The 23,124-nt window shown below is 29.8% G+C and carries 27 protein-coding genes, 1 tRNA gene and 1 pseudogene; 9 read left to right on the top strand and 20 right to left on the bottom strand.

The features are described 5' to 3' along the window. Nucleotide 1 precedes the first annotated feature (1 nt). From CQA69_RS04850 to mqnP, 7 genes are read right to left on the bottom strand one after another with little or no spacing between them, the layout of a single operon-like run. Nucleotides 2–427, bottom strand: coding sequence for a c-type cytochrome (locus tag CQA69_RS04850; protein WP_137620677.1), 426 nt, complete (start codon nt 425–427; stop codon nt 2–4). Further along, nucleotides 427–1,008, bottom strand: a complete 582-nt coding sequence (locus CQA69_RS04845) for a 6-pyruvoyl trahydropterin synthase family protein (RefSeq protein ID WP_137620676.1) — start codon at nt 1,006–1,008, stop codon at nt 427–429. The genes CQA69_RS04850 and CQA69_RS04845 overlap by 1 nt, the downstream gene beginning before the upstream one ends. Further along, entirely contained in the window at nt 1,005–1,748 is a 744-nt protein-coding gene (locus CQA69_RS04840) for a 7-carboxy-7-deazaguanine synthase QueE (protein ID WP_137620675.1), read from the bottom strand. Before CQA69_RS04840 ends, CQA69_RS04845 begins: the two co-directional genes overlap by 4 nt. 2 nt (nt 1,749–1,750) lie before the next feature. Then, nucleotides 1,751–2,713, bottom strand: a complete 963-nt coding sequence (moaA, locus tag CQA69_RS04835) for a GTP 3',8-cyclase MoaA (RefSeq protein ID WP_137620674.1) — start codon at nt 2,711–2,713, stop codon at nt 1,751–1,753. Between the two features lie 15 nt (nt 2,714–2,728). Next, nucleotides 2,729–3,247, bottom strand: a complete 519-nt coding sequence (locus tag CQA69_RS04830) for a DUF6115 domain-containing protein (protein ID WP_137620673.1) — start codon at nt 3,245–3,247, stop codon at nt 2,729–2,731. Continuing rightward, entirely contained in the window at nt 3,240–3,743 is a 504-nt protein-coding gene (locus CQA69_RS04825; RefSeq protein ID WP_137620672.1) for a hypothetical protein, read from the bottom strand. Before CQA69_RS04825 ends, CQA69_RS04830 begins: the two co-directional genes overlap by 8 nt. After that, nucleotides 3,734–4,618 carry a menaquinone biosynthesis prenyltransferase MqnP gene (gene mqnP, locus CQA69_RS04820; protein ID WP_137620671.1) on the bottom strand — a complete coding sequence of 295 codons (885 nt, stop codon included), beginning with the start codon at nt 4,616–4,618 and terminating at the stop codon, nt 3,734–3,736. The genes CQA69_RS04825 and mqnP overlap by 10 nt, the downstream gene beginning before the upstream one ends. 71 nt (nt 4,619–4,689) lie before the next feature. Here mqnP and miaA point away from each other — a divergent pair, with 71 nt between their 5' ends. Further along, nucleotides 4,690–5,553, top strand: a complete 864-nt coding sequence (gene miaA, locus CQA69_RS04815; RefSeq protein WP_137620670.1) for a tRNA (adenosine(37)-N6)-dimethylallyltransferase MiaA — start codon at nt 4,690–4,692, stop codon at nt 5,551–5,553. Here the strand turns inward: miaA and CQA69_RS04810 are convergent. Continuing rightward, a complete protein-coding gene (locus tag CQA69_RS04810; protein ID WP_137620669.1) occupies nt 5,543–6,109 on the bottom strand; it encodes a manganese efflux pump MntP in 567 nt (188 codons plus the stop codon). The two genes, miaA and CQA69_RS04810, sit on opposite strands and share 11 nt — an antisense overlap. A gap of 144 nt (nt 6,110–6,253) precedes the next feature. On the opposite strand from CQA69_RS04810, the gene CQA69_RS04805 reads away from it, so the two are divergent. The 4 genes from CQA69_RS04805 (at nt 6,254) to CQA69_RS04790 (ending at nt 7,871) form a co-directional block, all read left to right on the top strand. After that, nucleotides 6,254–6,328, top strand: a tRNA-Glu gene (locus CQA69_RS04805). A 124-nt stretch (nt 6,329–6,452) separates the two neighbouring features. Next, a complete protein-coding gene (gene sodB / locus CQA69_RS04800) occupies nt 6,453–7,091 on the top strand; it encodes a superoxide dismutase [Fe] (RefSeq protein WP_137620668.1) in 639 nt (212 codons plus the stop codon). 91 nt (nt 7,092–7,182) lie between these two features. Next, the gene (locus CQA69_RS04795) at nt 7,183–7,398 is read left to right on the top strand and encodes a class I SAM-dependent methyltransferase (protein ID WP_137620667.1); all 216 of its coding nucleotides are present in this window, start codon (nt 7,183–7,185) and stop codon (nt 7,396–7,398) included. A gap of 110 nt (nt 7,399–7,508) precedes the next feature. Continuing rightward, nucleotides 7,509–7,871, top strand: coding sequence for a hypothetical protein (locus tag CQA69_RS04790; RefSeq protein WP_137620666.1), 363 nt, complete (start codon nt 7,509–7,511; stop codon nt 7,869–7,871). 11 nt (nt 7,872–7,882) lie between these two features. Here the strand turns inward: CQA69_RS04790 and CQA69_RS04785 are convergent, their stop codons facing one another. Beyond that, nucleotides 7,883–9,088 (bottom strand): saccharopine dehydrogenase family protein, encoded by a 1,206-nt coding sequence (locus tag CQA69_RS04785; RefSeq protein ID WP_137620665.1) that lies wholly within the window; start codon nt 9,086–9,088, stop codon nt 7,883–7,885. 90 nt (nt 9,089–9,178) lie between these two features. Here CQA69_RS04785 and CQA69_RS04780 point away from each other — a divergent pair, with 90 nt between their 5' ends. Beyond that, the gene (locus CQA69_RS04780; RefSeq protein WP_137620664.1) at nt 9,179–10,678 is read left to right on the top strand and encodes a putative transporter; all 1,500 of its coding nucleotides are present in this window, start codon (nt 9,179–9,181) and stop codon (nt 10,676–10,678) included. An 89-nt stretch (nt 10,679–10,767) separates the two neighbouring features. Then, on the top strand, nt 10,768–12,132 hold the full coding sequence (locus CQA69_RS04775) for a hemolysin family protein (protein WP_137620663.1): 1,365 nt from the start codon (nt 10,768–10,770) through the stop codon (nt 12,130–12,132). A 2-nt stretch (nt 12,133–12,134) separates the two neighbouring features. Here CQA69_RS04775 and CQA69_RS04770 read toward each other — a convergent pair whose 3' ends face one another. Genes CQA69_RS04770 through tig form a run of 10 tightly spaced genes read right to left on the bottom strand, consistent with a single transcriptional unit; the run spans nt 12,135 to nt 20,829 of the window. Then, complete coding sequence (locus tag CQA69_RS04770) at nt 12,135–13,319, bottom strand: metallophosphoesterase family protein (RefSeq protein ID WP_137620662.1); 1,185 nt, start codon at nt 13,317–13,319, stop codon at nt 12,135–12,137. Nucleotides 13,320–13,327: 8 nt separating this feature from the next. Beyond that, nucleotides 13,328–13,537, bottom strand: a complete 210-nt coding sequence (locus CQA69_RS04765) for an alkylphosphonate utilization protein (RefSeq protein ID WP_137620661.1) — start codon at nt 13,535–13,537, stop codon at nt 13,328–13,330. After that, entirely contained in the window at nt 13,530–14,249 is a 720-nt protein-coding gene (locus CQA69_RS04760) for a TerC family protein (RefSeq protein ID WP_137620660.1), read from the bottom strand. The genes CQA69_RS04765 and CQA69_RS04760 overlap by 8 nt, the downstream gene beginning before the upstream one ends. 14 nt (nt 14,250–14,263) lie before the next feature. Next, nucleotides 14,264–14,839, bottom strand: a complete 576-nt coding sequence (gene purN / locus CQA69_RS04755) for a phosphoribosylglycinamide formyltransferase (RefSeq protein ID WP_137620659.1) — start codon at nt 14,837–14,839, stop codon at nt 14,264–14,266. After that, nucleotides 14,830–16,188, bottom strand: coding sequence for an NAD(P)H-hydrate dehydratase (locus tag CQA69_RS04750; RefSeq protein ID WP_137620658.1), 1,359 nt, complete (start codon nt 16,186–16,188; stop codon nt 14,830–14,832). The genes purN and CQA69_RS04750 overlap by 10 nt, the downstream gene beginning before the upstream one ends. Next, nucleotides 16,172–16,870 carry an NYN domain-containing protein gene (locus CQA69_RS04745; protein WP_137620657.1) on the bottom strand — a complete coding sequence of 233 codons (699 nt, stop codon included), beginning with the start codon at nt 16,868–16,870 and terminating at the stop codon, nt 16,172–16,174. Before CQA69_RS04745 ends, CQA69_RS04750 begins: the two co-directional genes overlap by 17 nt. Before the next feature lie 3 nt (nt 16,871–16,873). Continuing rightward, nucleotides 16,874–18,379, bottom strand: coding sequence for a YifB family Mg chelatase-like AAA ATPase (locus CQA69_RS04740; protein WP_137620656.1), 1,506 nt, complete (start codon nt 18,377–18,379; stop codon nt 16,874–16,876). Further along, nucleotides 18,376–18,903, bottom strand: coding sequence for a peptide deformylase (def, locus tag CQA69_RS04735; RefSeq protein ID WP_137620655.1), 528 nt, complete (start codon nt 18,901–18,903; stop codon nt 18,376–18,378). The genes CQA69_RS04740 and def overlap by 4 nt, the downstream gene beginning before the upstream one ends. Before the next feature lie 16 nt (nt 18,904–18,919). Continuing rightward, the gene (gene clpP, locus CQA69_RS04730; protein ID WP_137620654.1) at nt 18,920–19,504 is read right to left on the bottom strand and encodes an ATP-dependent Clp endopeptidase proteolytic subunit ClpP; all 585 of its coding nucleotides are present in this window, start codon (nt 19,502–19,504) and stop codon (nt 18,920–18,922) included. Continuing rightward, entirely contained in the window at nt 19,504–20,829 is a 1,326-nt protein-coding gene (gene tig / locus CQA69_RS04725; RefSeq protein ID WP_137620653.1) for a trigger factor, read from the bottom strand. The genes clpP and tig overlap by 1 nt, the downstream gene beginning before the upstream one ends. Nucleotides 20,830–20,955: 126 nt before the next feature. Here tig and folE point away from each other — a divergent pair, with 126 nt between their 5' ends. Further along, nucleotides 20,956–21,528, top strand: coding sequence for a GTP cyclohydrolase I FolE (gene folE / locus CQA69_RS04720; RefSeq protein WP_137620652.1), 573 nt, complete (start codon nt 20,956–20,958; stop codon nt 21,526–21,528). Next, the gene (fliI, locus tag CQA69_RS04715) at nt 21,528–22,901 is read left to right on the top strand and encodes a flagellar protein export ATPase FliI (protein WP_137620651.1); all 1,374 of its coding nucleotides are present in this window, start codon (nt 21,528–21,530) and stop codon (nt 22,899–22,901) included. Before folE ends, fliI begins: the two co-directional genes overlap by 1 nt. A 114-nt stretch (nt 22,902–23,015) precedes the next feature. Here the strand turns inward: fliI and CQA69_RS04710 are convergent. Next, nucleotides 23,016–23,124, bottom strand: a pseudogene (locus CQA69_RS04710) (methyl-accepting chemotaxis protein); the annotation flags it as partial.

Here is a 23,124-nt window from a genome sequence, read left to right as displayed (position 1 = left end):
ATTATTTTACCTTAGTGATGTATTTTGCTAAATTTTCTATTTGCTCTGTGCTTAAAAAATTGTGAGACTCGTCTTTTAGTTTTTGAAGTTTTAAAACCAAAACTTCACGACTTAAATTTTTAATTGTAACACTTTTTTTAGGCTTTAGTTCTCCTTTTTCTCCATGGCAATTAGCACATTTTTGTTTGTATAAAGAATTGACTATACTAAGATTTGTATTATATTGTCCATTAAGACCTTCTGCTTCGTCATCCACAGGTAAGGGTAAATTTGAATCACTTAATTGCGTTGTTTCATCACTTTGTTCTAACTGAACCTTTTCTTCTACAGAATTTTGTTTTTTGGATTTTAACTCGTCATCACCACCACAAGCACTTATTGATAAAGCGATAAAAAAACTTGTAAAAAAAATTAAAATTTTACCCATTAAATCTCCTTAGGATTTGTAAAAATATGCGAATTTTTTAATTTATCATAAAAATCTATATCATTCCATTCTGCTTTAATAGCTGGTGAAAATTCAATATCATCAAGAGAAATTTTTGGCAAAATATCTGAATAAGCATCGTCTTTAAAAGCTTGAGCGTAACCTGTTCTTGTTTCATGAACTATAATACTTTGCAAATTTACACCATGTTCTCCATTAACCATCTTTGTTTGCTTAAGTAAAGCATCAATGAGTATAAACAACACTCGACAAAAATTTTCCGCACTCACATTAACAGGCAAAGCGATCCATCTTTGGGAATATTTTTTCATTTCTTGTAAATAAGATTGATCATCTTGATTAAAAAGTGTAATAGCATGATCAAAACTATCAATAATCTGGCGTATATAAGTTTTTAAAAGCCCAAAATCATAAACCATTCCTGCATTATCCAAATACTTGCTCTCAAGCAAAACTTCAACCTTATAAGAATGACCATGTATGCTACTTTTACAACGTTTTGAAGAGCAAAATCTAACAATATGGGCGTTTTCAAATTCAAATAATTTTCTAATAATCATACACTCTCTTTATCATTCCATAAACGAATATGAATTCTATCAGAATAATTATATCCATTCTTAATGCAAAATTCAGCAATTTTTTTTGCATTTTTGTCTAAATTAATCTGATTTTCCCCCATAGGCATACAAAAAACTTCATTGGGAGCTTCTTTTAAAATTTCTAAAATTTCTTCCAAAGAGTTTTTTAGCGTATTTGCATCCAATACAAATTTATAAAAACTATCTTTAGCATTATTTTTAAATGATTTAAGAGCTTTAAAATTTAAACGTTTATTACGATCTACCCCGCTATTTTCTAATTTAACACTTAAAGCAAAAATGCATTCTTTATAAAAAGGATATTTTGAAAAATCAATCTCTATACTACCATTGCTTTCAAAGTGAATTTCAAAATTCGCTTTTAATAAAGATTTGATCAAAGCAATGAATTCAGAATTTTGATGATAAATCAAAGGCTCTCCGCCAGTAATTACAACTATAGGATTAAACTTATTTTTAAGTTTTATTATTTGATTAAAAATTTCATCTGTGCTTAGATTTTTATATTTTTCTTTAAATTCTTGAGTAAAAACAGCCCTTATAGTATCGCAACCTTTAAGAATTTTTCCATCTTTTTTAATTTCAACTCCAAAACCACTGCAATTAAAATTACAACCTGCAAAACGGATAAAAATCGCCAATTTTCCGCTATATTTACCTTCTCCTTGGATACTTAAAAAACTCTCAACTATTTGCAAAATTAGCCTCCGGTTTGGTAAAAAGCACGCGATGAAGTTTCATTATCTACAACACTCCATTTATTTTTTTCAGGTTTATTACGCAACACTTCTTGCAAAATTTCTACAGCAGCTTTGACATCGCCTTTTCTAATGGCCTCTTTGATACTCAAAGCTTCATCAAAATAAAGACAAGGGATCAAAAGTCCTTCAGCACTAAGACGGATACGATTGCAAGAATCGCAAAATTCGTGACTATGTGGATCTATAATCCCAAATTCATAATCATCAGCACTATAAAGACTCACTGGAGCTTTTTCTGCTTTTTTGATGAGTTTTATGTCGTATTTTTGACTTAAAATTTGGATGATTTCATCTCTTTTTAAACCTTGCAATTTTCCATAAGCGTGAGTATTTTCCATAAATTCTATAAAACGAATTTGCATATTTTTAGCTTTGGCAAATTCTAAAAGAGCTATGAGTTCATCATCGTTTAAATTTTTAAGCGCAACGGTATTTAACTTAACTTTTAATCCAACATTTAAAGCTTCATTAATTCCAGCTAAAACACTTGATAAAACATCTTTTTGCGCTAATTTTTTTGCCTTTTTTTCATCTAAGGTATCTAATGAGACATTTAAACGCTTTAACCCTGCATTTTTAAGATCTTTAGCAAAATCTTTAAGTAAAAATCCATTAGTTGTAATAGCTAAATCAAGATCTTCTTTATAATCACTAATCATTTTAATAAAAATACTTAAATCTTTACGCAATAAAGGTTCACCGCCCGTGATACGAATTTTTTCAATTCCTTCATCAATAGCTGCCTTTACAAACAAAAAAAGCTCTTCAAAGCTAAGTAAATTTTCTTTTGGTTGATGATTAAATGGAATTTTTGGCATACAATAAAGACAACGAAAATTGCATCGCTGAGTTACTGAAATTCTAAGATAATCGATTTTTCTACCAAATTGGTCAATAAGCATTAAAATCCTTAAAAATCATTTTATAAGTTGTTTAAATTTTAAAACAAGCTCGACATTTCCTGTTCCTATTCTTAAATCTTTAGCAATTTGTTCTATGGTTTTACCTTGTTTAAATAAATCCACAATTTTTTGCTCTTCTGTGTCGTAATTTGGAGTAAGCTTAGTCATACTTTGTGCTTTTTGCTCTAAGCTTAAAAGGCGATTTTGTTGTTCATTTTGAAAGTCTTCAATAATATGCTCCATAGTTTTAAGCGTTCTTAAAACAGGAGTAATTTTAGCACTGATTTGTTTTTCAAGTTCAATTTGTATTTCTTCTTTTAAAAGTGTGATTTTATAATCCTCTTCTTCATTCTCTTCTTCATTTTTAATACCTAATTCCTTACGAAAATAATGCAATTCTTTTGTGATATCTTCTATAACCCCTTGAAGCTTTGCAAATTTTGCATTACTCTCTCGTTCTTTAATATTAATATACGCCAACATTGCAACCAAAAGCACAAATACAAACACCAAATAAAGCACATCATTACTCATCTTCTAGCTCCTTTTTATTTCTAATCATATCCCTTTGCACCTCAACAACAAATGCATCAAATGCAACCTTATCTTCTGGTTTAATCTTAACTATTTGAACTAATGTTTGACTTTTAGCTTTTGCAAAAAGTGCTACTTTTTGATTATTAAGATTAAATCTTATATAGTATTCTTTATCACTTTCTAATACATTTTCTGAAAAATTCAAATGTTCAAAATTTAAAGACTCCACAATGGCCTTTTGTTTTAAAGATATAAGATCTTCATCTTTATTTAAAGCACTTTCAACTCTTAAAATATCTTCTTTTAAACTTAAAAGCAAATCAAAAATTACCTTCTCACCTTCACTAAAATCGATACGAAAAGCCATTTTTTTCCATTTTGAAAGTTGAGAAATAGCTCCGAGTTTAAGATATTCTTGTAAAAAATGATTATCTTCTATCTTACAACACTCCAATTGAGCTTCAAATCCAGCTTTAAAAAGTTTTAATTCCATAATAAATCAACCAAAATAAAAATAAAAAATAAAACGCTTAAATAACCATTTAATGTAAAAAAGGCTTTATCAATGTGATTAAAATTATTGCGGACAATTTTATGTTCAAAAAATAAAATAATACCGCTAATACATACACCAAAAAGTGCAATATACCCTAAAGCTTCACCCCAAACTTGCCATACAAAAAGTAACCAAAACAATACCGCCAACACATGAAAAAATGCAGAAATTAGCAAAGTTGCCTTAGCGCCAAATTGAGATGGAATTGAATAAAGCCCTGCTTTCTTATCATAATCCATATCTTGCAAAGAATAAAGCAAATCAAAACCTGCTGTCCAAAAAGTCACTCCTAAGCATAAAATAACGCTATAAATGTGAATTTCGCCCATTACAATCACACTTCCAGCAATAGGCGCTAATCCTAAGCAAAATCCTAAAACTAAATGTGCTAAAGAACTAAAACGCTTAAAAGCAGAATAAATTACCAAAACAAAAAGCACTGGAAAAGAAAGATAAAAAGCTAAAGTATTGATAAAATAAGAGCAAAATAAAAAAATCACTGCATTAAGAATAATAAATAGCCAAACACTTTTTTTTCCTATTTTTCCACTTATATTTGGGCGATTAGCACAACGTGGATTATCCTTATCAATATCTTCGTCCATTAAACGATTTGTTGCCATAGCAAAATTTCTAGCACTCACAGCACAAATAATACCTAAAATCAAAGCCTTAAAGCCAAACCAAGGTGTTCCATTTATAAGCTTTGAGCCTATAATCATCGATGAAAATAAAAAAGGCAAAGCAAAAATTGAATGTTTAAATACGATAAGTTCTAAAATATCTTTAAATTTTATCCAAAATAAATTCATTTTTCTACTTTATTAAAATTTTGCTATGATTTTACTCAAATTTTAATAAATTTTAGGATAAATTCATTATTATGTTTTTCGAAATCGCTCTTATAGGAACAACTGCAAGTGGAAAAACCCAAATAGCAAATTTATTAGCCAAAAATTTTAATGCTGTTATTTTAAGCCTTGATAGTCTTTGTGTGTATAAAGAAATCAATATTGCAAGCGCTAAACCCTCTCAAGAAGAACTTAAAAATTTAAATTATTTTGGTGTTAATTTATTAAGCATTAAAGAGCATTTTAATGTAGAGATGTTAATTCAAGAATATCAAAAAGCAAAAGAATTTGCTCTTATAAAGAATTTACCACTAATTATAACAGGTGGAACCGGATTTTATTTAAAAACTATGATGGATGGCTTAAGCCAAAAAATAGAAGAAATAAAAACTGATCTAAACAACGATGAAATTTACTCTTTAATGTGTAAAATCGATCCTGATTATAAAGTGGAAAAAAATGACACTTATCGTTTAAAAAAATGGTTAAGTATGTATGAAACTACGAAAGAAATTCCTAGCGTTTTCTTAAAAAGAACTCAAAAAGAAGGGATTTTAAAAAATATAGAAATTTATGAACTTGTATGGGAGCGCGATTTACTAAAAAAGCGTATAGGTATTAGAACTAAAAAAATGCTTGAAAATGGACTCATAGAAGAAGCTAAAGAACTTTTTTCAAGCTTTAATCACAAACTTAAAGCTTTAAATTCTATTGGTTTAAAAGAATGTAAAGAATATTTAGATGGTAAAATTTCTTTTAACGAACTTGAAAATTTAATCACAACACATACAGCACAACTTGCTAAGCGTCAAAGAACTTTTAATAAAAAATTTCAAAGTACGCCTTTAAAATTTAACGAAGCTTTCGAAATTTTAAAACAAAAATTTATGAATTAAAAAATAAATGTTCAATTAAAATTTTTATTCCCAAAACAATCAATACTGCACCTCCTAAAAATTCAGCCTTGTTTTTTAAAAAAACGCCAAATTGATTACCTATTTTTAAAGCTAAAGCACAAAATAAAAAAGTAATCAAACCTATCAATAAAATTGATACTAGTAAATTTACATCTAAGAATGCAAAGCTAACACCTACTGCTAAGGCATCAATGCTAGTTGCAATCGCTAAAGCAAGCATAATTTTAAAGCCAAATTGATTTGCATTTGTATCACAATTTTCACCCTCAAAGGACTCTTTGATCATTTTTAATCCAATCAAGCCAAGCAAAATAAAAGCTATCCAATGATCAATACTCGCAACAAAAGATGCAAAACTTATGCCAATGATATATCCAAATGCTGGCATTAAAGCTTGAAAACCACCAAAATAAATTCCTACTATAAAATAATGCTTCAAATTTAATTTTTTTACGCTAAAACCCTTACACAAAGAAACTGCAAAAGCATCCATTGCTAAAGCACAAGAAAGAAAAATAAGACTTATATAATCCATAAAAACTCCGAAAAATTAAAGCAAAAATTATAATCAAAAAATCTTAATTTATTTTTTAGCAACACTAAAATAACCTGTAGTTTAATTTTTATTTGTATTTAAGAATAAAAAATATATAATCTCGTTTTATTTTTTCTTTAAAATGGCCCATTCGTCTAGCGGTTAGGACATCGCCCTTTCACGGCGGTAACACGAGTTCGAGTCTCGTATGGGTCACCACTCATTGCAAATCTACTGAAAAATTTTCAATCTAAAAAATATTTTTCACAAAGCTTGTTTTAAATTGCTTTTTTTATAACTTTTTATGTTACAATGTTTTACCAAAAATAAAAAAGGAGAAAATATGTTTGAATTAAGAAAACTACCTTACGATATCAATGCTTTTGGCGATTTTTTAAGTGCTGAAACATTTAATTATCATTACGGGAAACATCATAATACCTATGTAACTAATTTAAATAATCTTATTAAAGATACGGAATTTGCAAATAAAGATCTTGTAAGCATTATCAAATCATCAAATGGTGGAGTTTTTAACAATGCAGCTCAAGTTTATAATCATGATTTTTATTTTGATTGCATCGCTCCAAATACCTGTGAAGCAAAAGGAGATTTAAAAGTGGCTTTAGAAAAAGAATTCGGTTCTTTGGATAATTTTAAAGCTGAATTTATCAAAGGGGCTACAGGTCTTTTTGGGTCTGGATGGTTCTGGCTTGTTTATAATAGCAAAAATCAAAAATTAGAATTAGTTGCAACTTCAAATGCTGCCACTCCTATCACTGAAGATAAAATTCCTTTACTTGTAGTCGATGTTTGGGAACACGCTTATTATGTAGATCATCGCAATGCTCGTCCTGCGTATTTGGAAAAATTCTATGCTCATATTAATTGGGATTTTGTTTCAAAAGCTTATGAATGGGCTTTAAAAGAAGGAATCAACTCTATTAGCTTTTACGCTAATGAACTTCATCCTGTAAAATAATTTATTCCGCTTTATGCGGAATAATTAAAATTTGATTTTCAATTTTTTTATATTAATGTTAAACTTTATATTTAAATACAAAGGAGAAATTATGGATAATTCTTTATCTGCTTACACTCAAAAATACGAAAAAGAAAACTATGGATTACAATATCCTGATGGTCATATCATAAGGTTTTACGAAAGAATTTTAAAGTATAAACTCAACAAAACAAGTGGAAATTTACTTGACTTTGGTTGTGGAAATGGTATTCATTCTAAATATCTTCAAGATACTACGGGGGGGGGTATAAGGCTTACGGCTTAGATATAGTTCCTAGTTTAAAAGAAATTTGGGAAAGAGATCCTAAATTAAACTCTAATAATTTTCATGTTATTGCTCCCAATTCAAATATAAAAAATCTTTTTAATGTAAAAATGGATTTGATTTTAGCCAATCAAAGTCTTTATTATCTTCCTTTTAAAAGTTTTAAGCAAACCATTCAAGAATTATATGATATTTGCAATGAAGATGCTATTATTTTTGCAACAATGATAAGTGATAAAGGCTATAGCATGGCCGAAAGAGGGGAAATTATGGAAAATGGCTTACGTGAAGTCAAAGGACGCCCTGGTAGTAGATTAAGCGGCTCTTCTTTCATTCGCTTTACTCAAGATATTGAAGAATTAAAAGAAGATTTTAAACCTTTTAAACCTTTATTTTGGGGTGATTATGAGCTTATTAACCTTTATAATTTTGAAGGTAGTGTGCAACATTTTATCTACATAGGACAAAAGTAAGTGTTTTACACTTACTCTCCTAAATTTGGTGTCATTTCAATGATTTTCCAAGGAAGACCTTGAGAATTAAGTTCATCCATAAAAGGCTTAGCGTCAAATTCTTCCATATTAAACACACCTTTTCCTTGCCAAATTCCTTTAGCAATTAGCTTAGTGCCTATCATAGCAGGAACTCCTGTAGTATAACTTACTGCTTGTGCGCCAGTTTCTTTATAACATTCTTCGTGATTACAAACATTATAAATATAAATTTGCTTATCTTTGCCATCTTTAATCCCGCGTATCACACAACCTATATTTGTATAGCCTTTGGTTCTTGGTCCCAAACTTGCAGGATCTGGCAATAAAGTCTTTAAAAATTCTATTGGAATGATTTCTCTTCCTTGATGCATTACAGGCTTAATGCCTAGCATTCCAACATTTTCAAGACATTTCATATGAGTAAGATAGCTTTGCCCAAAAGTCATAAAGAACCGAATTCTTTTAAGTCCTTTGATATTTTTTACCAAACTTTCAAGTTCTTCATGATAAAGTAAATAGCTATCTTTGACTCCAATCTCTGGATAATCCCACTCCATTTTTATTTCCATAGGTTCAGTTTCTATCCATTTGCCATTTTCCCAATAACGTCCTTTAGCTGAAACTTCGCGTAAGTTAATTTCAGGATTAAAATTAGTTGCAAAAGCATAGCCATGATCACCCGCATTGCAATCTAAAATATCAATATAATGAATTTCATCAAATAAATTTTGCTGTGCATAAGCACAAAAAACATTAGTCACTCCTGGATCAAATCCGCTTCCTAAAAGCCCTAAGATTTCAGCTTCTTTGAATTTTTCATTTCTGGCCCATTGCTCTTTATACTCAAATTTGGCTAAATCAGGGTGTTCGTAATTTGCTGTATCTATATAATGAATCCTAGCTTTTATACAAGCATCCATTAAACTCAAATCTTGATAAGGTAAAGCGACATTAAGTAAAATTTGTGCTCCTGTTTTTTTTATAAGCTCTATAACTGCATCGCTATCATCAGCATCAATTTGTGCGGTTTCAATTTGCACTCCTAAACGTTCTTTAATAAAAGCGGCAATTTCATCACATTTGCTTTTAGTTCTACTGGCTAAAGTGATTTTCGAAAAAGTATCAGAATTCATTGCGCATTTTACAGTAGCTACGCGACTAACACCTCCTGCGCCTATGATTAAAAGATTTTTCATTCTTCATTCCTTTAATAAACTAAAGTCATATTATATCATTTTTTACCTTGCTAAAGTAGAATATCAAAATGTAAATAAATAAGGAGATTGATGTTTCATTCTTTTTTTGTTTCTAAAAAATGGGCTTTATGGGCTTATTTGGGACTTTTTTTGCTTTTACTTTTTTTATATTTGCAAACAAGTTTTAATGTAGCACTTAATTCTTGGTATAATGACTTTTACAACACTATCCAAAAACCAAAAATTAATGCCATTGTTTTAAATTTTGACGAAGCAAAATTTAAAGAAGACTTTAAAATCACACCTTCTTTGCTTAGAGAACTTTATATAAATCCTAAGGACTATAATCAAAGTTTGGTTTATGAAAAAGCTAAGGTCAAAAAAATCCAAGAAATTCAAAATGAAAATAAACAAAGACTTGCTATAGAAACTATGCAAAATTCATCCAATATTGATAAAAATATTTTTAAACAAATGATTGAAATTTTAAACGATCAAAAATCATACAAAGAGCAAAATTTAACCCACATTTCTCAAGAAATTAAAAACAAAAATATTTTAAAGCAAAATTTATCTCTTGAACAAATTAACTCGGTAGCGCAAAGTATAATTAAAGCTAATGAGCAAGCTAATAATTCTTTTGAAAATGCCAATTTTATTAATAAATTTGCAATTTATTATTATCAAAATTTATTAAAATATTTTCTTCACACACCCGCCATACTTGAAAAACCTTTTTATGATTTACAAGATTTTTATTCACTCATTTTTGTTTTTTTAGGTATTGCTATTCCTTATGTTTTAATTGCAACAATTAATATTTATTTTGCAAGTGTTTATGCTTTTAAATGGCGAGAAGCAATGACTTTTTCTTATTTAAAATTTTGGAAAAATAAAAATGACAATATCGAAGGAAGCTCTCAAAGAATTCAAGAAGATGTTTATAATTTTTCTAAAATTGTAGAAAATCTTGGTCTTGCTTTTATAAAAGCTTTAATGACTTTAATAGCCTTTATTCCCATTTTGTGGAATTTAAGTGATATAGCTACAAAAGCATTGTTTTTTGATTTAAACGAAAATTCAAGCTTTTATTTTTTAAAAAATGCAGATGGATTACTTGTTTATGTTGCCCTTTTTATTTCTTTGGGTGGTTTGATAGCTTCTTGGTTTGTAGGGATTAAACTTCCAGGGCTAGAATATAACAATCAAAAAGCAGAAGCGGCCTTTAGAAAAGAGTTAGTCTATGCCGAAGATAACCGAGAAAAATTTGCAAAAAATGAAACCATAATAGAACTATTTACCGGACTTAAATTTAACTATAAAAGACTTTTTTTGCATTATGGTTATTTTAATATTTGGCTTATTTTATTTGAGCAAATTATAGTTATAATTCCTTTTTTGATTATGGCTCCAAGCCTTTTTGGAGGTATCATTACACTTGGAATTGTAATGCAAATAAACAATGCATTTGATCAAGTTAGAAGTTCTTTTAGTGTTTTTATTACAAATTGGACAACCATTACCCAACTTAGAAGTATTTACAAGCGTTTAAAAGAATTTGAAATCAATATAGAATATAAAAAACTTTAAAATAGTTTTTTAACACAAAAAATTAAGCTAAAATTTTACTTTTAATTGTGTATAATTAGATATTCAATTTTAAAAAATAAGGAGCTTCATTGGACCCCAGTCAGGTTATCGATTTAAATCAAACTTTACCTACAGCATCTTTTGATGCAGGATACTCTATATTTATGGTTATCATTGCATTCGTTTTAGTATTTTTAAATGGCTTTTTTGTTTTATCTGAATTTAGTATTGTTAAAGTGCGTCGTTCAAAGCTTGAAGAAATGGTCAAGGAAAAAAAATCAGGCGCTCAACAAGCCTTGGAGGTTACCTCAAAGCTTGATACTTATCTAAGCGCTTGCCAATTGGGAATTACTCTAAGTTCTCTTGCTTTAGGTTGGATCGGTGAACCAGCTATTGCAAAGATACTTGAAGTTTTATTTTTAAACTTCGGCTTTAATACTGTATTAATCCATACCATTTCTTTTATCATTGCTTTTAGTATTATCACTCTCTTACATGTGGTTTTAGGAGAGCTTGTACCAAAATCCATCGCTATAGCTGTAGCCGATAAAGCTGTTCTTTGGATAGCTAGACCACTTCATTGGTTTTGGATATTATTTTTACCTTGTATAAAAATTTTTGATTTTTTAGCAGCTATTAATTTAAAAATATTCGGAATGAAACCTGCTAAAGAAAGCGAATTAACCCATAGCGAAGAAGAGATTAAAATCATTGCAAGCGAAAGTCAAAAAGGCGGAATTTTGGATGAATTTGAAACTGAAATTATTCGCAATGCAGTCGATTTTTCAGATACAGTTGCTAAGGAAATTATGACTCCTCGCAAGGATATGATTTGTTTAAACAAGCAAAAAACTTATGCAGAAAATATGCAAATCATTTGCGAACACAAACACACTCGTTTTCCTTATATAGATGGTTCTAAAGATAGTATTTTGGGCATGATTCATATACGCGACATAGTCCAAAATGAACTCAATTCTAGAAGTGAAAATTTGGACTCTTTTGTAAAGCCACTTATTTTAGTTCCTGAAAATATCAGTATTTCAAAAGTTTTAGTAAGAATGAATAAAGAAAGATCCCATACCGCACTTGTTATCGATGAATATGGCGGCACTGCTGGAATTTTAACCATGGAAGATATTATGGAAGAAATCATTGGCGAAATTAAAAGCGAAAATGAAGAAGATAGTTATAAAAAACTTGCTGATAATATTTATGAATTTCAAGGGCGTTGCGATATTGAAACCGTTGAAGAAATGCTTATGATAAGCTATGATGAAAATTTAGAGCAAGTAACCATAGGTGGTTATGTTTTTAATTTATTAGGACGTTTGCCTGTGGTTGGCGATCGCATTGATGATGAACTTTGCTATTATGAAGTTAAAAAAATGGATGGAAATTCTATAGAACGAATTAAAATTGTAAAAAAAACCGGCAATGAAGAAGTAAGCTAATCTTACTTCTTCTTATAAACATTATTTTTTATTTCTATACACTTAAAACCTTCTTTATTTAAAGTCACCACGCGTAAATAACCTCCAGCATCGATTTTTCCTTCACATAAAAAAACACGCTTTGCAATCTGAGTTGGCAGCTTTTCTCTGTTTCTATGTCCAAAAATTTGATAAATATTTTCTTTGTTTAAATTACAAAACTGATTAGCAATACTTTGACTATTTTCACAATGCCCCACACCATAAATGAAATCATAACTTGGTATAAAACTAATTTGCCAAGGTTCTAAAGGTAAGACATTTACACCCCCATGGGAGCAAAAAATCAATTTATCTTCAAATTTATAATACAAACACTCTTTTAAATAAGGATAAAATTTTTGCGCGTCATTTGGAGTGAGTTTTTCTTTTCTAAAATCTTTTAATGTATTTTCATTAAATTCTTTAGAGTTAGTAAATTCTCCATTTGCCCAATTTATAAGATATTTTTCATGATTTCCTTCTAACAAGCACACATTTTCTTTTTCGCAAATTTTTAATAAAAATTTCAAAACCTTACCATTTTCTATGCCTCTATTGATATAATCTCCTAAAAAAATATAATACTCATCTTCTTTGATTTTTTTAATGTATTCTCTTAAAACACTATAGCACCCTTGTATATCTCCTATGTGGTGAATCTTTTTATAAGCACTTAAATCAGGGGATTTATAAAGACATTCTCTCCAATTCTGCGGAGTTAAAATCGGATATTTTTTAGGAGTTTTTTCCAGTAAAAAATGCATTCTTTCTAAAAGAGCATAAGGGATTAAAAAACCTTTTTCTTTAGCTTTTCGTATATTTTTTGTAAAACATTGCTCTAAAGAGCTTTTAAATTCTACAATATAAACTGCATAACGATATTTATTCGCTAATTCTTTATAATTTTTCAAAACTTGATCATAAGTATTAACAATACAAAATTCACCTTTTTGCATACGCAATTCTAAAAGGGTAAGTAAAATTTTATAAAGCTGTGTATCATTTTTAGTATTTAAATTTCTGTATTCGCTTGCAACTTCTTTCACGCTCCCAGAAAGCAAACGAAAAAAATTTAAATCAAGCGTATAATCTTGTAATTTATTTTGAGCAATAAATTCTTCTTGTCCTGCGTAATAATTTCCTCGCAATATGAGTAAAATTCGCAACTTTTTACCTAAATTTTCTTTAAAAATTCTGTTTTAAGAACAATAGTTCCAAATTTATCCACTCTCGCTTCAATTTCATTATCTTTTGAGCTTAATTTAATATTTTTTACCGTTGTTCCTCGTTTTAAAGTAGCACTAGCCCCTTTTACTTTAAGATCCTTAACCACACTTACATTATCTCCTGAATTTAACTCAACTCCATTTGCATCTTTAGGCATTTTCTTCCTTTTTTTGATCTAAAATATTTAAAATTTGAACCACTAAAGCAAAAACCATTGCTATATAAATATAAGCTTTATCTATATGTATATCAAAACTTTCTGCAACTAAAACTCCTCCAATTAATACCAAAAATGATAAAGCCAAAATTTTAATACTTGGATATTTTTCTACAAAATCAGCTATAGGTTTAGAAGCAAAAAGCATCACCCCTACAGCAAGAACTACTGCTATAATCATGATCGTAACATCCTTGGCAATCCCTACAGCCGTAATCACACTATCTAGTGAAAAGACAATATCTATGACTGCTATTTCTGCCACAACCACCCAAAGTTTATTGCTTGCTTGAAATTGATTTTGGCTTTCTTCTTTATGTGAAATTTGCTCTCTAATTTCTTTAATAGACTTAATAATTAAAAAAAGACCACCAAGCAAGAGCACTAAATCTCTACCTGAAATTTCATTACCCAAGAGACTAAATAAGGGCTTTGTAAGTTTCATAACCCAAAAAAGCGATAAAAGAAGTAAAATTCGTGTTATCATTGCAAAAGCAAGACCTAAAATACGTCCTTTATCTCGAGATGTTGGAGGCAATTTAGCCACCAAAATAGCTAAAAAGATGATATTATCAATACCCAGTACTATTTCAAGTGCGGTCAAGGTAATTAAAACAATCCAAGAATCAAAACTAAAAATCCACTCAAACATTGTTGTTTTTCCTTTTATAATTGCTTTTCAAATATTTTTATCACGCTATCAGGCAAAATTTCATATTCTAAAGTATGAATTTTAGTTTCAAATTCATTAAAATCCATATCTTCTTTTTCAAAAGCCTTTTGAGAAATGATTTTTCCTCCATCAAGTTCTTCATTAACCCAATGCACACTCACTCCAGCCACTTTCATATCGCTTTTAAAACTCTCTTCTATCGCATGAGCTCCTTTAAAAAGCGGAAGCAAAGAAGGATGAAGATTAATTGCTTTAATATTTTTTGTAAAAACAGGACTTAAAATTCTCATAAAACCTGCCAATATTGTTAGATCTGCTCCACTTTTTTGAATTTTCTCCACCAAAACTTGATCAAATTCTTCTCTTGAAGAAAAATTCTCATGCTCCACAATCACACTTTCAAGCTCATATTTTTTCGCTCTTTGTATACCAAAAGCATTTTTTTTATTACAAAGACAAAGCACCACTTCATAAGTATTGCCTCTTATGGTTTTTCGATGGAGCTTTTCTAAAATATTTTCTAAATTACTTCCATTTCCACTAAAAAGAACCGCTAACTTTATAAGCATTTTAATCCCTTTACAAGTTTTATTGCATCAAAACTATTTTTATTAAATTGATATTTTTTTGCAACCAAAGCGTGGGCTAGACAAGCATTTTTAGCTGCTTTTAAAGCACTAAATTTAGCCCCTAAAAGTGCAGCGATCATACCACTTAAAACATCTCCACTTCCGCCTTTTGCCAAAGCTTCATTGCCTAGATTAATCACAAACACTTTTTCTCTTTGTATGATAATAGGATTAGCACCTTTAAGAACTAAAACACAATTATAATTTTTAGCAAATTTTTTAGCATAAAAAAAACGATTTTTTTGCAAATTCTCCACGCTTAATTCTTCATCAAAGCATATTTTCCAAAGTCTTACAAATTCTTTTGGGTGCGGAGTAATTACTACATCTTCTCTATTTACATACCACAAAATCGCCTCACTTAAAAAGCAATTTGCATCCAAAACCAAAGGAATATTTTGCAATATTTCATCTCTTAAAAAATCTAAATCCTCAAGTCCCATACCTAAAGCTATAGCCGTAGCTTCGTTTGAAATTTTTTGCTTTAGCATTAAAAGGGGAGAAAGAGTTTTTTTAGCAACTAAAGATACAAGTCCGCTTCCAAAATTAAGCGCTCCAAGTCCTGCCAAAGTTCCGGCAGTCGAATTCCCAACTATATAAACATGACCGAATTTGCCTTTATTAGAATTTGCATTTCTTTCAATCGTTTTTAAATCTTTCTTTTCCAAAAGCTTACTTTGTGGATTAGGAGCAAATTTTTTCATTTTTACGCCTAAATTTAAAAGCTTTATTTTTCCAACAAATTCCTTAGCAAAATCTTCAAGTAAAATTTCTTTAAAAGCTCCCATACAAGCGGTGATATTGGCTTTAAAACAAGGATTAAAACCCAGATTTGTAGGTATATCACAAGCAATTTTTAAGGCTTTACTCTTATTAATTTTTTGCAATAATAGACAATATTTTTCATCCAAAGCCCTATTAGTTCCTGTACCTAAAATACAATCTACAATAATTTTAAATTTGCTAAATTTAGGCTCTTTTTTCATCATCTTAAAGCCAAAATTGCTTAAAATTTGTTCTTGATGTTTAAAAATATCGTTTTCTTTAAAACCTAATTTATAAGCCTTAACTTTTTTAAGATGTCTTATAGCGACAAGTCCATCGGCTGCATTATTTCCACCACCTAACAAAAATAAAATTTCAGAATTTTTAATTCCTAATTTTTTAGCTTTTTGTGAAATAAGCTTTGCTAAAGCTATGCCTGCATTTTCCATTAAAATGATTTCGTTTAAGCCTTTATTTATGGCATTTTGTTCTAAAAATTTTATATTATCAGTAATTGCTTTCATCGTCTTTTGCCACTAAAAAATAAATATTTTTCTCTCTTTTTTCTTTAAATTTTTTCATTTTAGGTAAAAACTTTTGCACAAGAGCACGAAAATTTTTAAATCCATAATTTTGCGGATTAAAATCAGAATATTTTCTATTCATATTAGTGCGAATTTGAGCGTATTCTGCACGACCCTTTTCATCGATAAGTTGCTCTGTAATATTAATCAAAGTTTTTAAATAATCATTGCTTAAAATTGTTTTTTTCTTATTTTCATCTTGATCTAAATAAAAAAATTCACTAAAAGCATTCACGTAAGATTGTATCGATTTTTCAAGACCCATACCAATGACTTGCTTTTTATTTTCTCTAAGTTTTTGTATCAGTGAAGTATAATCGCTATCGCTTGAAACGATGACAAAAATATCAATATTTTTCTCATAAAATACGCTCATAATTTCTGTAATCAAATACATATCACTAGAATTTTTATTGGCTGCAAAATTAAATTGTTGCATAGCAATAAGTGAGTATTGCGCGATTTGTTCTTTCCAATTTTGAATATTTTTTTGAGTCCAATCCCCATAAATTCGCTTGATAATAATCTCTCCATAATCTGAAGCAATATCAAAAATACTTTTAGCGTATTTTGCGGGAATATTTTCAGCATCGATAAAAATAGCTATACTTTTATTTTCCATTTATCAACCCCTTATTCTAAAGCTCAAAGCCTCTAAAATATGACTTTTATTTATAATTTCTTTCTCTTGTAAATCTGCTAAGCTCCTAGAAACTTTTAAGACTTTATTGACAGATCTTAATGAAAGATTATAACGAGAAATTGCTAAATCAAGTGTATCTTTAGCATCTTTTTCTAAAGGACAAAAATTTTGTAAATCTTCATCTTTTAATTTCCCATTAAATTCTTTCTGTCCTCTTTTTTTTCCAAAAATAAAAGCTTGTAAAATTTTCTCACTCATTTCTTTAGAAGTTATATTTGTTTTATCATCTTTGCTGATTTCATCCATAGCAACATATAAATCGATACGATCCATCACAGCAGATGAAATATGATTTTTATATTTTTTAATTTCATTATCCGTGCAAATGCAAGATAAATTTTTAGAAAATAAATTAGCACAAGGGCAAGGATTTTGTGCTGCAACAAAGCTAAATTTTGTTTCATAAGTCGTTTTAGAATTTACTCTTGAAATATGAATTTTATAATCCTCTAAAGGTTCTCTTAAACTTTCTATGATTTGTTTATTAAAATGTGGAAATTCATCAAAAAACAAAACCCCTCCATTTGCTAGTGCCACCTCTCCAATTTTAGCATTTTTAGCACCACCTCCAAAAATACTTGCCCTAGTAGAGGTGTGATGTGGATGACGAAAAGCTCTTGTTTTAGCAAATTCGCATTCTTTAGAATTTAAGGATAAATAAGCATTTTGCATTAAAACTTCACTCAAACTTTGAGGAGGCATAATATAAACAAGGCGTTTTGCACACATACTTTTGCCACTTCCTGGACTTCCTTCAAAAAGTATATTATGCATTCCAAGCGCAGCAATCATACAAGCTTTTTTAGCTTTTTCCTGCCCTTTTACATCTTTAAAATCCAAATCAAATTGATTATTAGGGATAAAAATTTCATCATTAATTTTTAAAGGATTGCTAAACAAGGGATGATTTTGCAAGAATTTAAATTTTTCATAATTTTTTTCTTTAAAAAATTCAATCGCCTCGTTCAAATTTTCAAGTCCATAAATCTCTAAATTTGGAATCATAGAAGCTTTTAAAGCTATATTTTTAGGAACAACAACTCTTGCGTGTTTCACTTTAGCGGATAAAAACAAAAGAAGGGAAAAGAGTTCATTTGTGCTTTTTATATTTCCATCAAGTCCTAATTCTCCTACTACAAAAAAATCATCTAATTCTTCATTTTGAAGTAAAATAAGCACCGCAATAGCTAAATCAAAATGCGATCCTTTTTTAGGAATTCCTGATGGACTTAGATTGACAGTGATTTTTTTAGCTGGAAAAACAAAATCACAGCTTAAAAGCGTCGCTTTGATACGCTCAATGCTTTCTTTTATAGCCGTATTTGCAAGTCCCACTATGCTTAAATTAGGCAAACCTCTTGTAAAAGTTGATTCAACCTCGATAATATCTAAATTTTCATCAAAACTTATACATTTTAATTTTTTCATTTAGCTTTTTTTTGATTTTTTAATTTCTTTTTAAAATCTTTATCAAATTTTTGCCTTTTTAAAAAAGAAATTTTTTCTATAAATAAATGCCCGTTTAAATGATCGTTTTCATGCTGGATAGCTACAGCTAAAAAGCCTTTAGCTTCTAGTTCTTTAAATTCTCCAAAACGATTTTGATATTTTAATAAAATATGATTATAGCGTTGCACCTCTTCAAAAAAATCAGGAACACTTAAACACCCTTCTTTATAAATAATCATTTCTTCACCCAAAGGAATGATTTCTGGGTTGATGATTTCAAGCAAATCTTCTTTTTTTTGCTCTTCATTCTCATCTAAAATATTAACCAATAAGGCTCTTAAAGGAACATCGACTTGTATAGCAGCTAAACCCACTCCTTGACTCGCAATCATTGTTTCATACATATCATCAAGCAAAGTATGCAAATCAGAGTTAAATTCCTTAACAGACTCTGAATTTAAAAAAAGTCTAGGATTGGGGTAAGTAATGATTTTTCTAACCATAAAAGCTCATTTTAATCTATTTAAAACTTTTCTCTAAAACCTTATCGATCAAACCATACTCTTTGGCTTCTTGCGCAGACATAAAGAAATCTCTTTCAGTATCCTTGGCAATTTTAGAAACTTTTTGCTTGGTATTTTTTGCCAAAATATCATTAAGTATAGTCTTAAGTCTCAAAATTTCTTTAGCTTGAATTTCTATATCTGTTGCTTGTCCTCTTGCACCACCTAAAGGTTGATGGATCATAATTCTTGAATTAGGTAAGGCAAAACGCTTTCCTTCTGCACCACAACTTAATAAAAACGCCCCCATAGAAGCTGCTTGACCTATACAAATAGTGCAAACATCTGGTTTGATATAATTCATAGTATCATAAATACTAAAGCCGCTTGTGATCACTCCACCTGGAGAATTAATATAAAGATAAATATCTTTTTGAGGATCTTCAGCTTCTAAAAAAAGAAGTTGAGCCACAATTGAAGCAGCAAGATCATCATGAATTTCTCCACTAAGCATAACAATGCGATCTTTTAAAAGTCTAGAGTAAATATCATAACTTCTTTCCCCGCGACTTGATTTTTCAATAACATAAGGAATAACCATTATTTATCCTCTTTTTGTTTTTTGCTTGATTTTTCTGTTTTTGGCATAAAAATATCATTAAAGAGTTTTTCTTCAATTAAAGCCATTTTTACAGCCGGTAAAGCTCCTTGTCTTTTATAATTATCTAAATGTTCTTTTGGATTCATTCCGTAACGATATGCTTCAAAATAAATCGCTTGGACAAGTTCTTGATCGCTGACTTCAATTTTTCGAAGTTTTGCAAGTTCATCAATAATAAAAGTAAGTCTCACACTCTTTTGTGCTTCTTCTTTAAAAGAATCACGTTTTTCTTGATATTTTTCCTTACTTGCTTTTATTTCTTCAATTTCTTTTTCATCGAAGGTATTAAATGCTGCACGAAATTGCATATCTGTTTCTTGTTCTACTATACCGCGTGGCAAATCAAAATTATATTCTGCTATCAAAGCATCTGCGAATTTAGCCTTTAACTCATCATTTACAAGTTTAAAAAATTTCTCATTTTTAATTTGCTCTTTTAATTTCTCATCTAAAAGCTCTAAACTTGGTTTTTCTTCATTTGGTAGAAGTTTTTTAAGCATTTCTTCATCAAGTTCTGGTATTTTAAGTTCTTGAATTTCGTGAAGTTTTACTTTAAATACCGCATCTTTTCCTGCTAAGTTAGGAGCTCCATATTCTTTAGGAAAAGTAACTTTTATATCTTTTTCTTCTCCTATTTTCATTCCTACCATGCCTTCTTCAAAACCTGGTATAAATTGCTTAGAACCTATTTCTAAAATATAATTTTCAGCTTTTCCACCATCAAAAGGTTTTTCATCCACAAAACCTTCAAAATCAAATTTAGCAAAATCTCCCTCTTTTAAAGCTCTTTTTGTTTTTATAGCTTCAGGAGTTGCAAATCTTTTTAACAATTCTTCTTTTTTTTCGTCAATTTCTTTTTTTGTTACCTTAGGAGTTTGATACTCAGGAATAAGCTTTTCATAACCATCAAGTTTAAATTCAGGTTTAAAAGAAAGTGCTAACTCAGCAACTATTTCTCCATTTTGACGATCGAATTTTTCAAAATAAGGCTCACCCACAAGCTCTTTTGCCTCTTTTTTTAATTCTTTTAAGGCATTATCTACAGCGGATTTAAAAAGATTTTGTTCTGCATCTTGGGTTAATTCTTTTGCATATCTTTTAAGCACAGCTGCGACTGGAACTTTTCCTGGTCTAAAACCATCCATTTTTATATTTTTAGAAGCCTTTTTTGCTAAATTTTCTACTTCATTTTTTATAATTCCTGAAGGAATTTTTACACTAGCAGTCGCATTTACAGAATCTAATTGCTTTGCTTTTACTTCCATGATTATTTTTCCTTATAAAATAAAATTTAGCTTTAATAATAACAAATTTTTCCTTATTACTTGCATAAAATTTTAAAGCAATTTATGATAAAATGACAAAAATCAAAAACTACCATGGAGATAATTTTGCAAAAAGAATTTGAAAAATGCGTAACAACCATACTTGAATCCGTAGGAGAAAATCCAAATAGAGAAGGATTGCTAAAAACTCCTAATCGCGTTTTCAAGGCTTTTCAATTTTTAACTAAAGGCTATCATGAAAATATTAAAGATGTTTTAAATGACGCTTTATTTGAGAGCTCCAACAATGAAATGGTTTTGGTCCGAGATATAGAATTTTATAGTCTTTGTGAGCATCATCTTTTGCCATTTTTTGGACGCGTCCATGTAGCTTATATTCCTGATAAAAAAGTTGTGGGCTTGAGTAAAATTCCTCGTCTTGTAGAAGTTTTTGCAAGGCGTTTGCAAATTCAAGAACAACTCACAGAGCAAATCGCTGACGCACTCATGCAAAATGTCAATGCAAAAGGAGTAGGCGTTGTTATAGAAGCACGCCATATGTGTATGGAAATGCGTGGAGTGCAAAAGGTTAATTCCACTACTTCTACTTCAGCTCTTAGAGGATTGTTTTTAAAAAATGAAAAAACGCGTAAAGAATTTTTTGAACTTATCAATTCTCCTAAACAGGTTCGTTTTTAATGAATTTAGAAAAACTTCGATCTAAACTGGGTAAAGAAAATTTAAGTGCTGTTTTTGGAGAAATTACAAAAATATCAGCTACTAGTATAGAAATTCGTGGACTTAAAACAGGGGTTGGAGATATCGTTAAACTTATTTCCAATGAAAATGCAAATTTAAATACTTTGGCTATGGTTGTAGAAATCAAAGAGCAATTTAGCTATCTAAGCCCTTTTAGCTTTATAGAAGGTTTTAAAATCGGAGATCGTGCATTTATTAGCGATGCTGGAATGCAAATAGGGGTGAGCGATGAACTTTTGGGGCGAGTAGTTGATCCTTTTATGCGTCCTAAAGATGGAAAAGCTCCTATTGAAGTAAGTAAATATATGCCTATTATGCGTGCTCCTATTGATGCGATGAAAAGGGGTTTAATCGAAGAAGTTTTTCCTGTAGGCGTTAAAACCATAGACGCTTTATTAACTTGTGGAGTGGGACAAAAATTAGGTATTTTTGCGGGGAGTGGAGTAGGAAAATCTACCCTTATGGGAATGATAGTTAAAAATTCAAAAGCACCCATAAAAGTAGTAGCTCTAATCGGCGAAAGAGGGCGTGAAATCCCAGAATTTATACAAAAAAATTTAGGTGGAAAACTTGATGATACAGTCATCATTGTAGCAACAAGTGATGATAGTGCTTTGATGCGTAAATATGGTGCGTTTTGTGCTATGAGTGTAGCAGAATATTTCAAAGAACAAGGCAAAGACGTTCTTTTTATTATGGATAGTGTAACGCGTTTTGCTATGGCTCAAAGAGAAATAGGACTTGCTCTTGGCGAACCTCCTACCACCAAAGGATATCCACCTAGCGTTTTAAGTCTCTTGCCTCAACTGATGGAAAGAACTGGAAAAGAAGAAGGAAAAGGAACGATAACAGCATTTTTTACCGTGCTTGTTGATGGAGACGATATGAGTGATCCAATTGCCGATCAAAGCAGATCTATTTTAGATGGACACATAGTTTTAAGCAGAGAGCTTACTGATTTTGGAATTTACCCACCCATTAATATACAAAATTCAGCCTCAAGGGTTATGGGGGATATCATCACGCCCGAACACAAACTCCTAGCAAGAAAATTTAAAAGACTCAACTCCTTATTAAAAGAAAATGAAGTTTTACTTCGTATCGGTGCTTATCAAAAAGGAAGTGATAGAGAGCTAGATGAAGCTATCGCTAAAAAAGATTTTATGCAAAAATTTTTAGGACAAAATCCTGAAGAAAGTTTTGAATTTGATGAAACCATAAAACTTTTAGAACAAATTGATGCAAATATCCAAAATCCAAATACTGGTAGCATGAACGCTGTTTTACCAAATCCAAACCAATCTCAACAATAAAAACTCTTTATAAATTTAAAAAATTTTATTTAATTTGAAAGTCATTTAAAGAAATGTAAAGCCAAAAACAACCAACAATGTTTAATCACTCAATAGTGATTAAACACAATGGATTTAGAATTTCTTCTTCTTAACATCTTCTAAGATATTATTAGCTATATCACTTACTGCATTAGAAATAATAGCTGATTCATTAGCAATTTCTACATTATCTTTAGTAGTT

The organism is Campylobacter estrildidarum, from assembly GCF_005406205.1.
In the GTDB taxonomy this organism is placed as follows: Bacteria; Campylobacterota; Campylobacteria; order Campylobacterales; family Campylobacteraceae; genus Campylobacter_D; species Campylobacter_D estrildidarum.
Note: the sequence above shows the minus strand (reverse complement) of the source record. Positions and strands in the feature narration are given on the sequence as shown.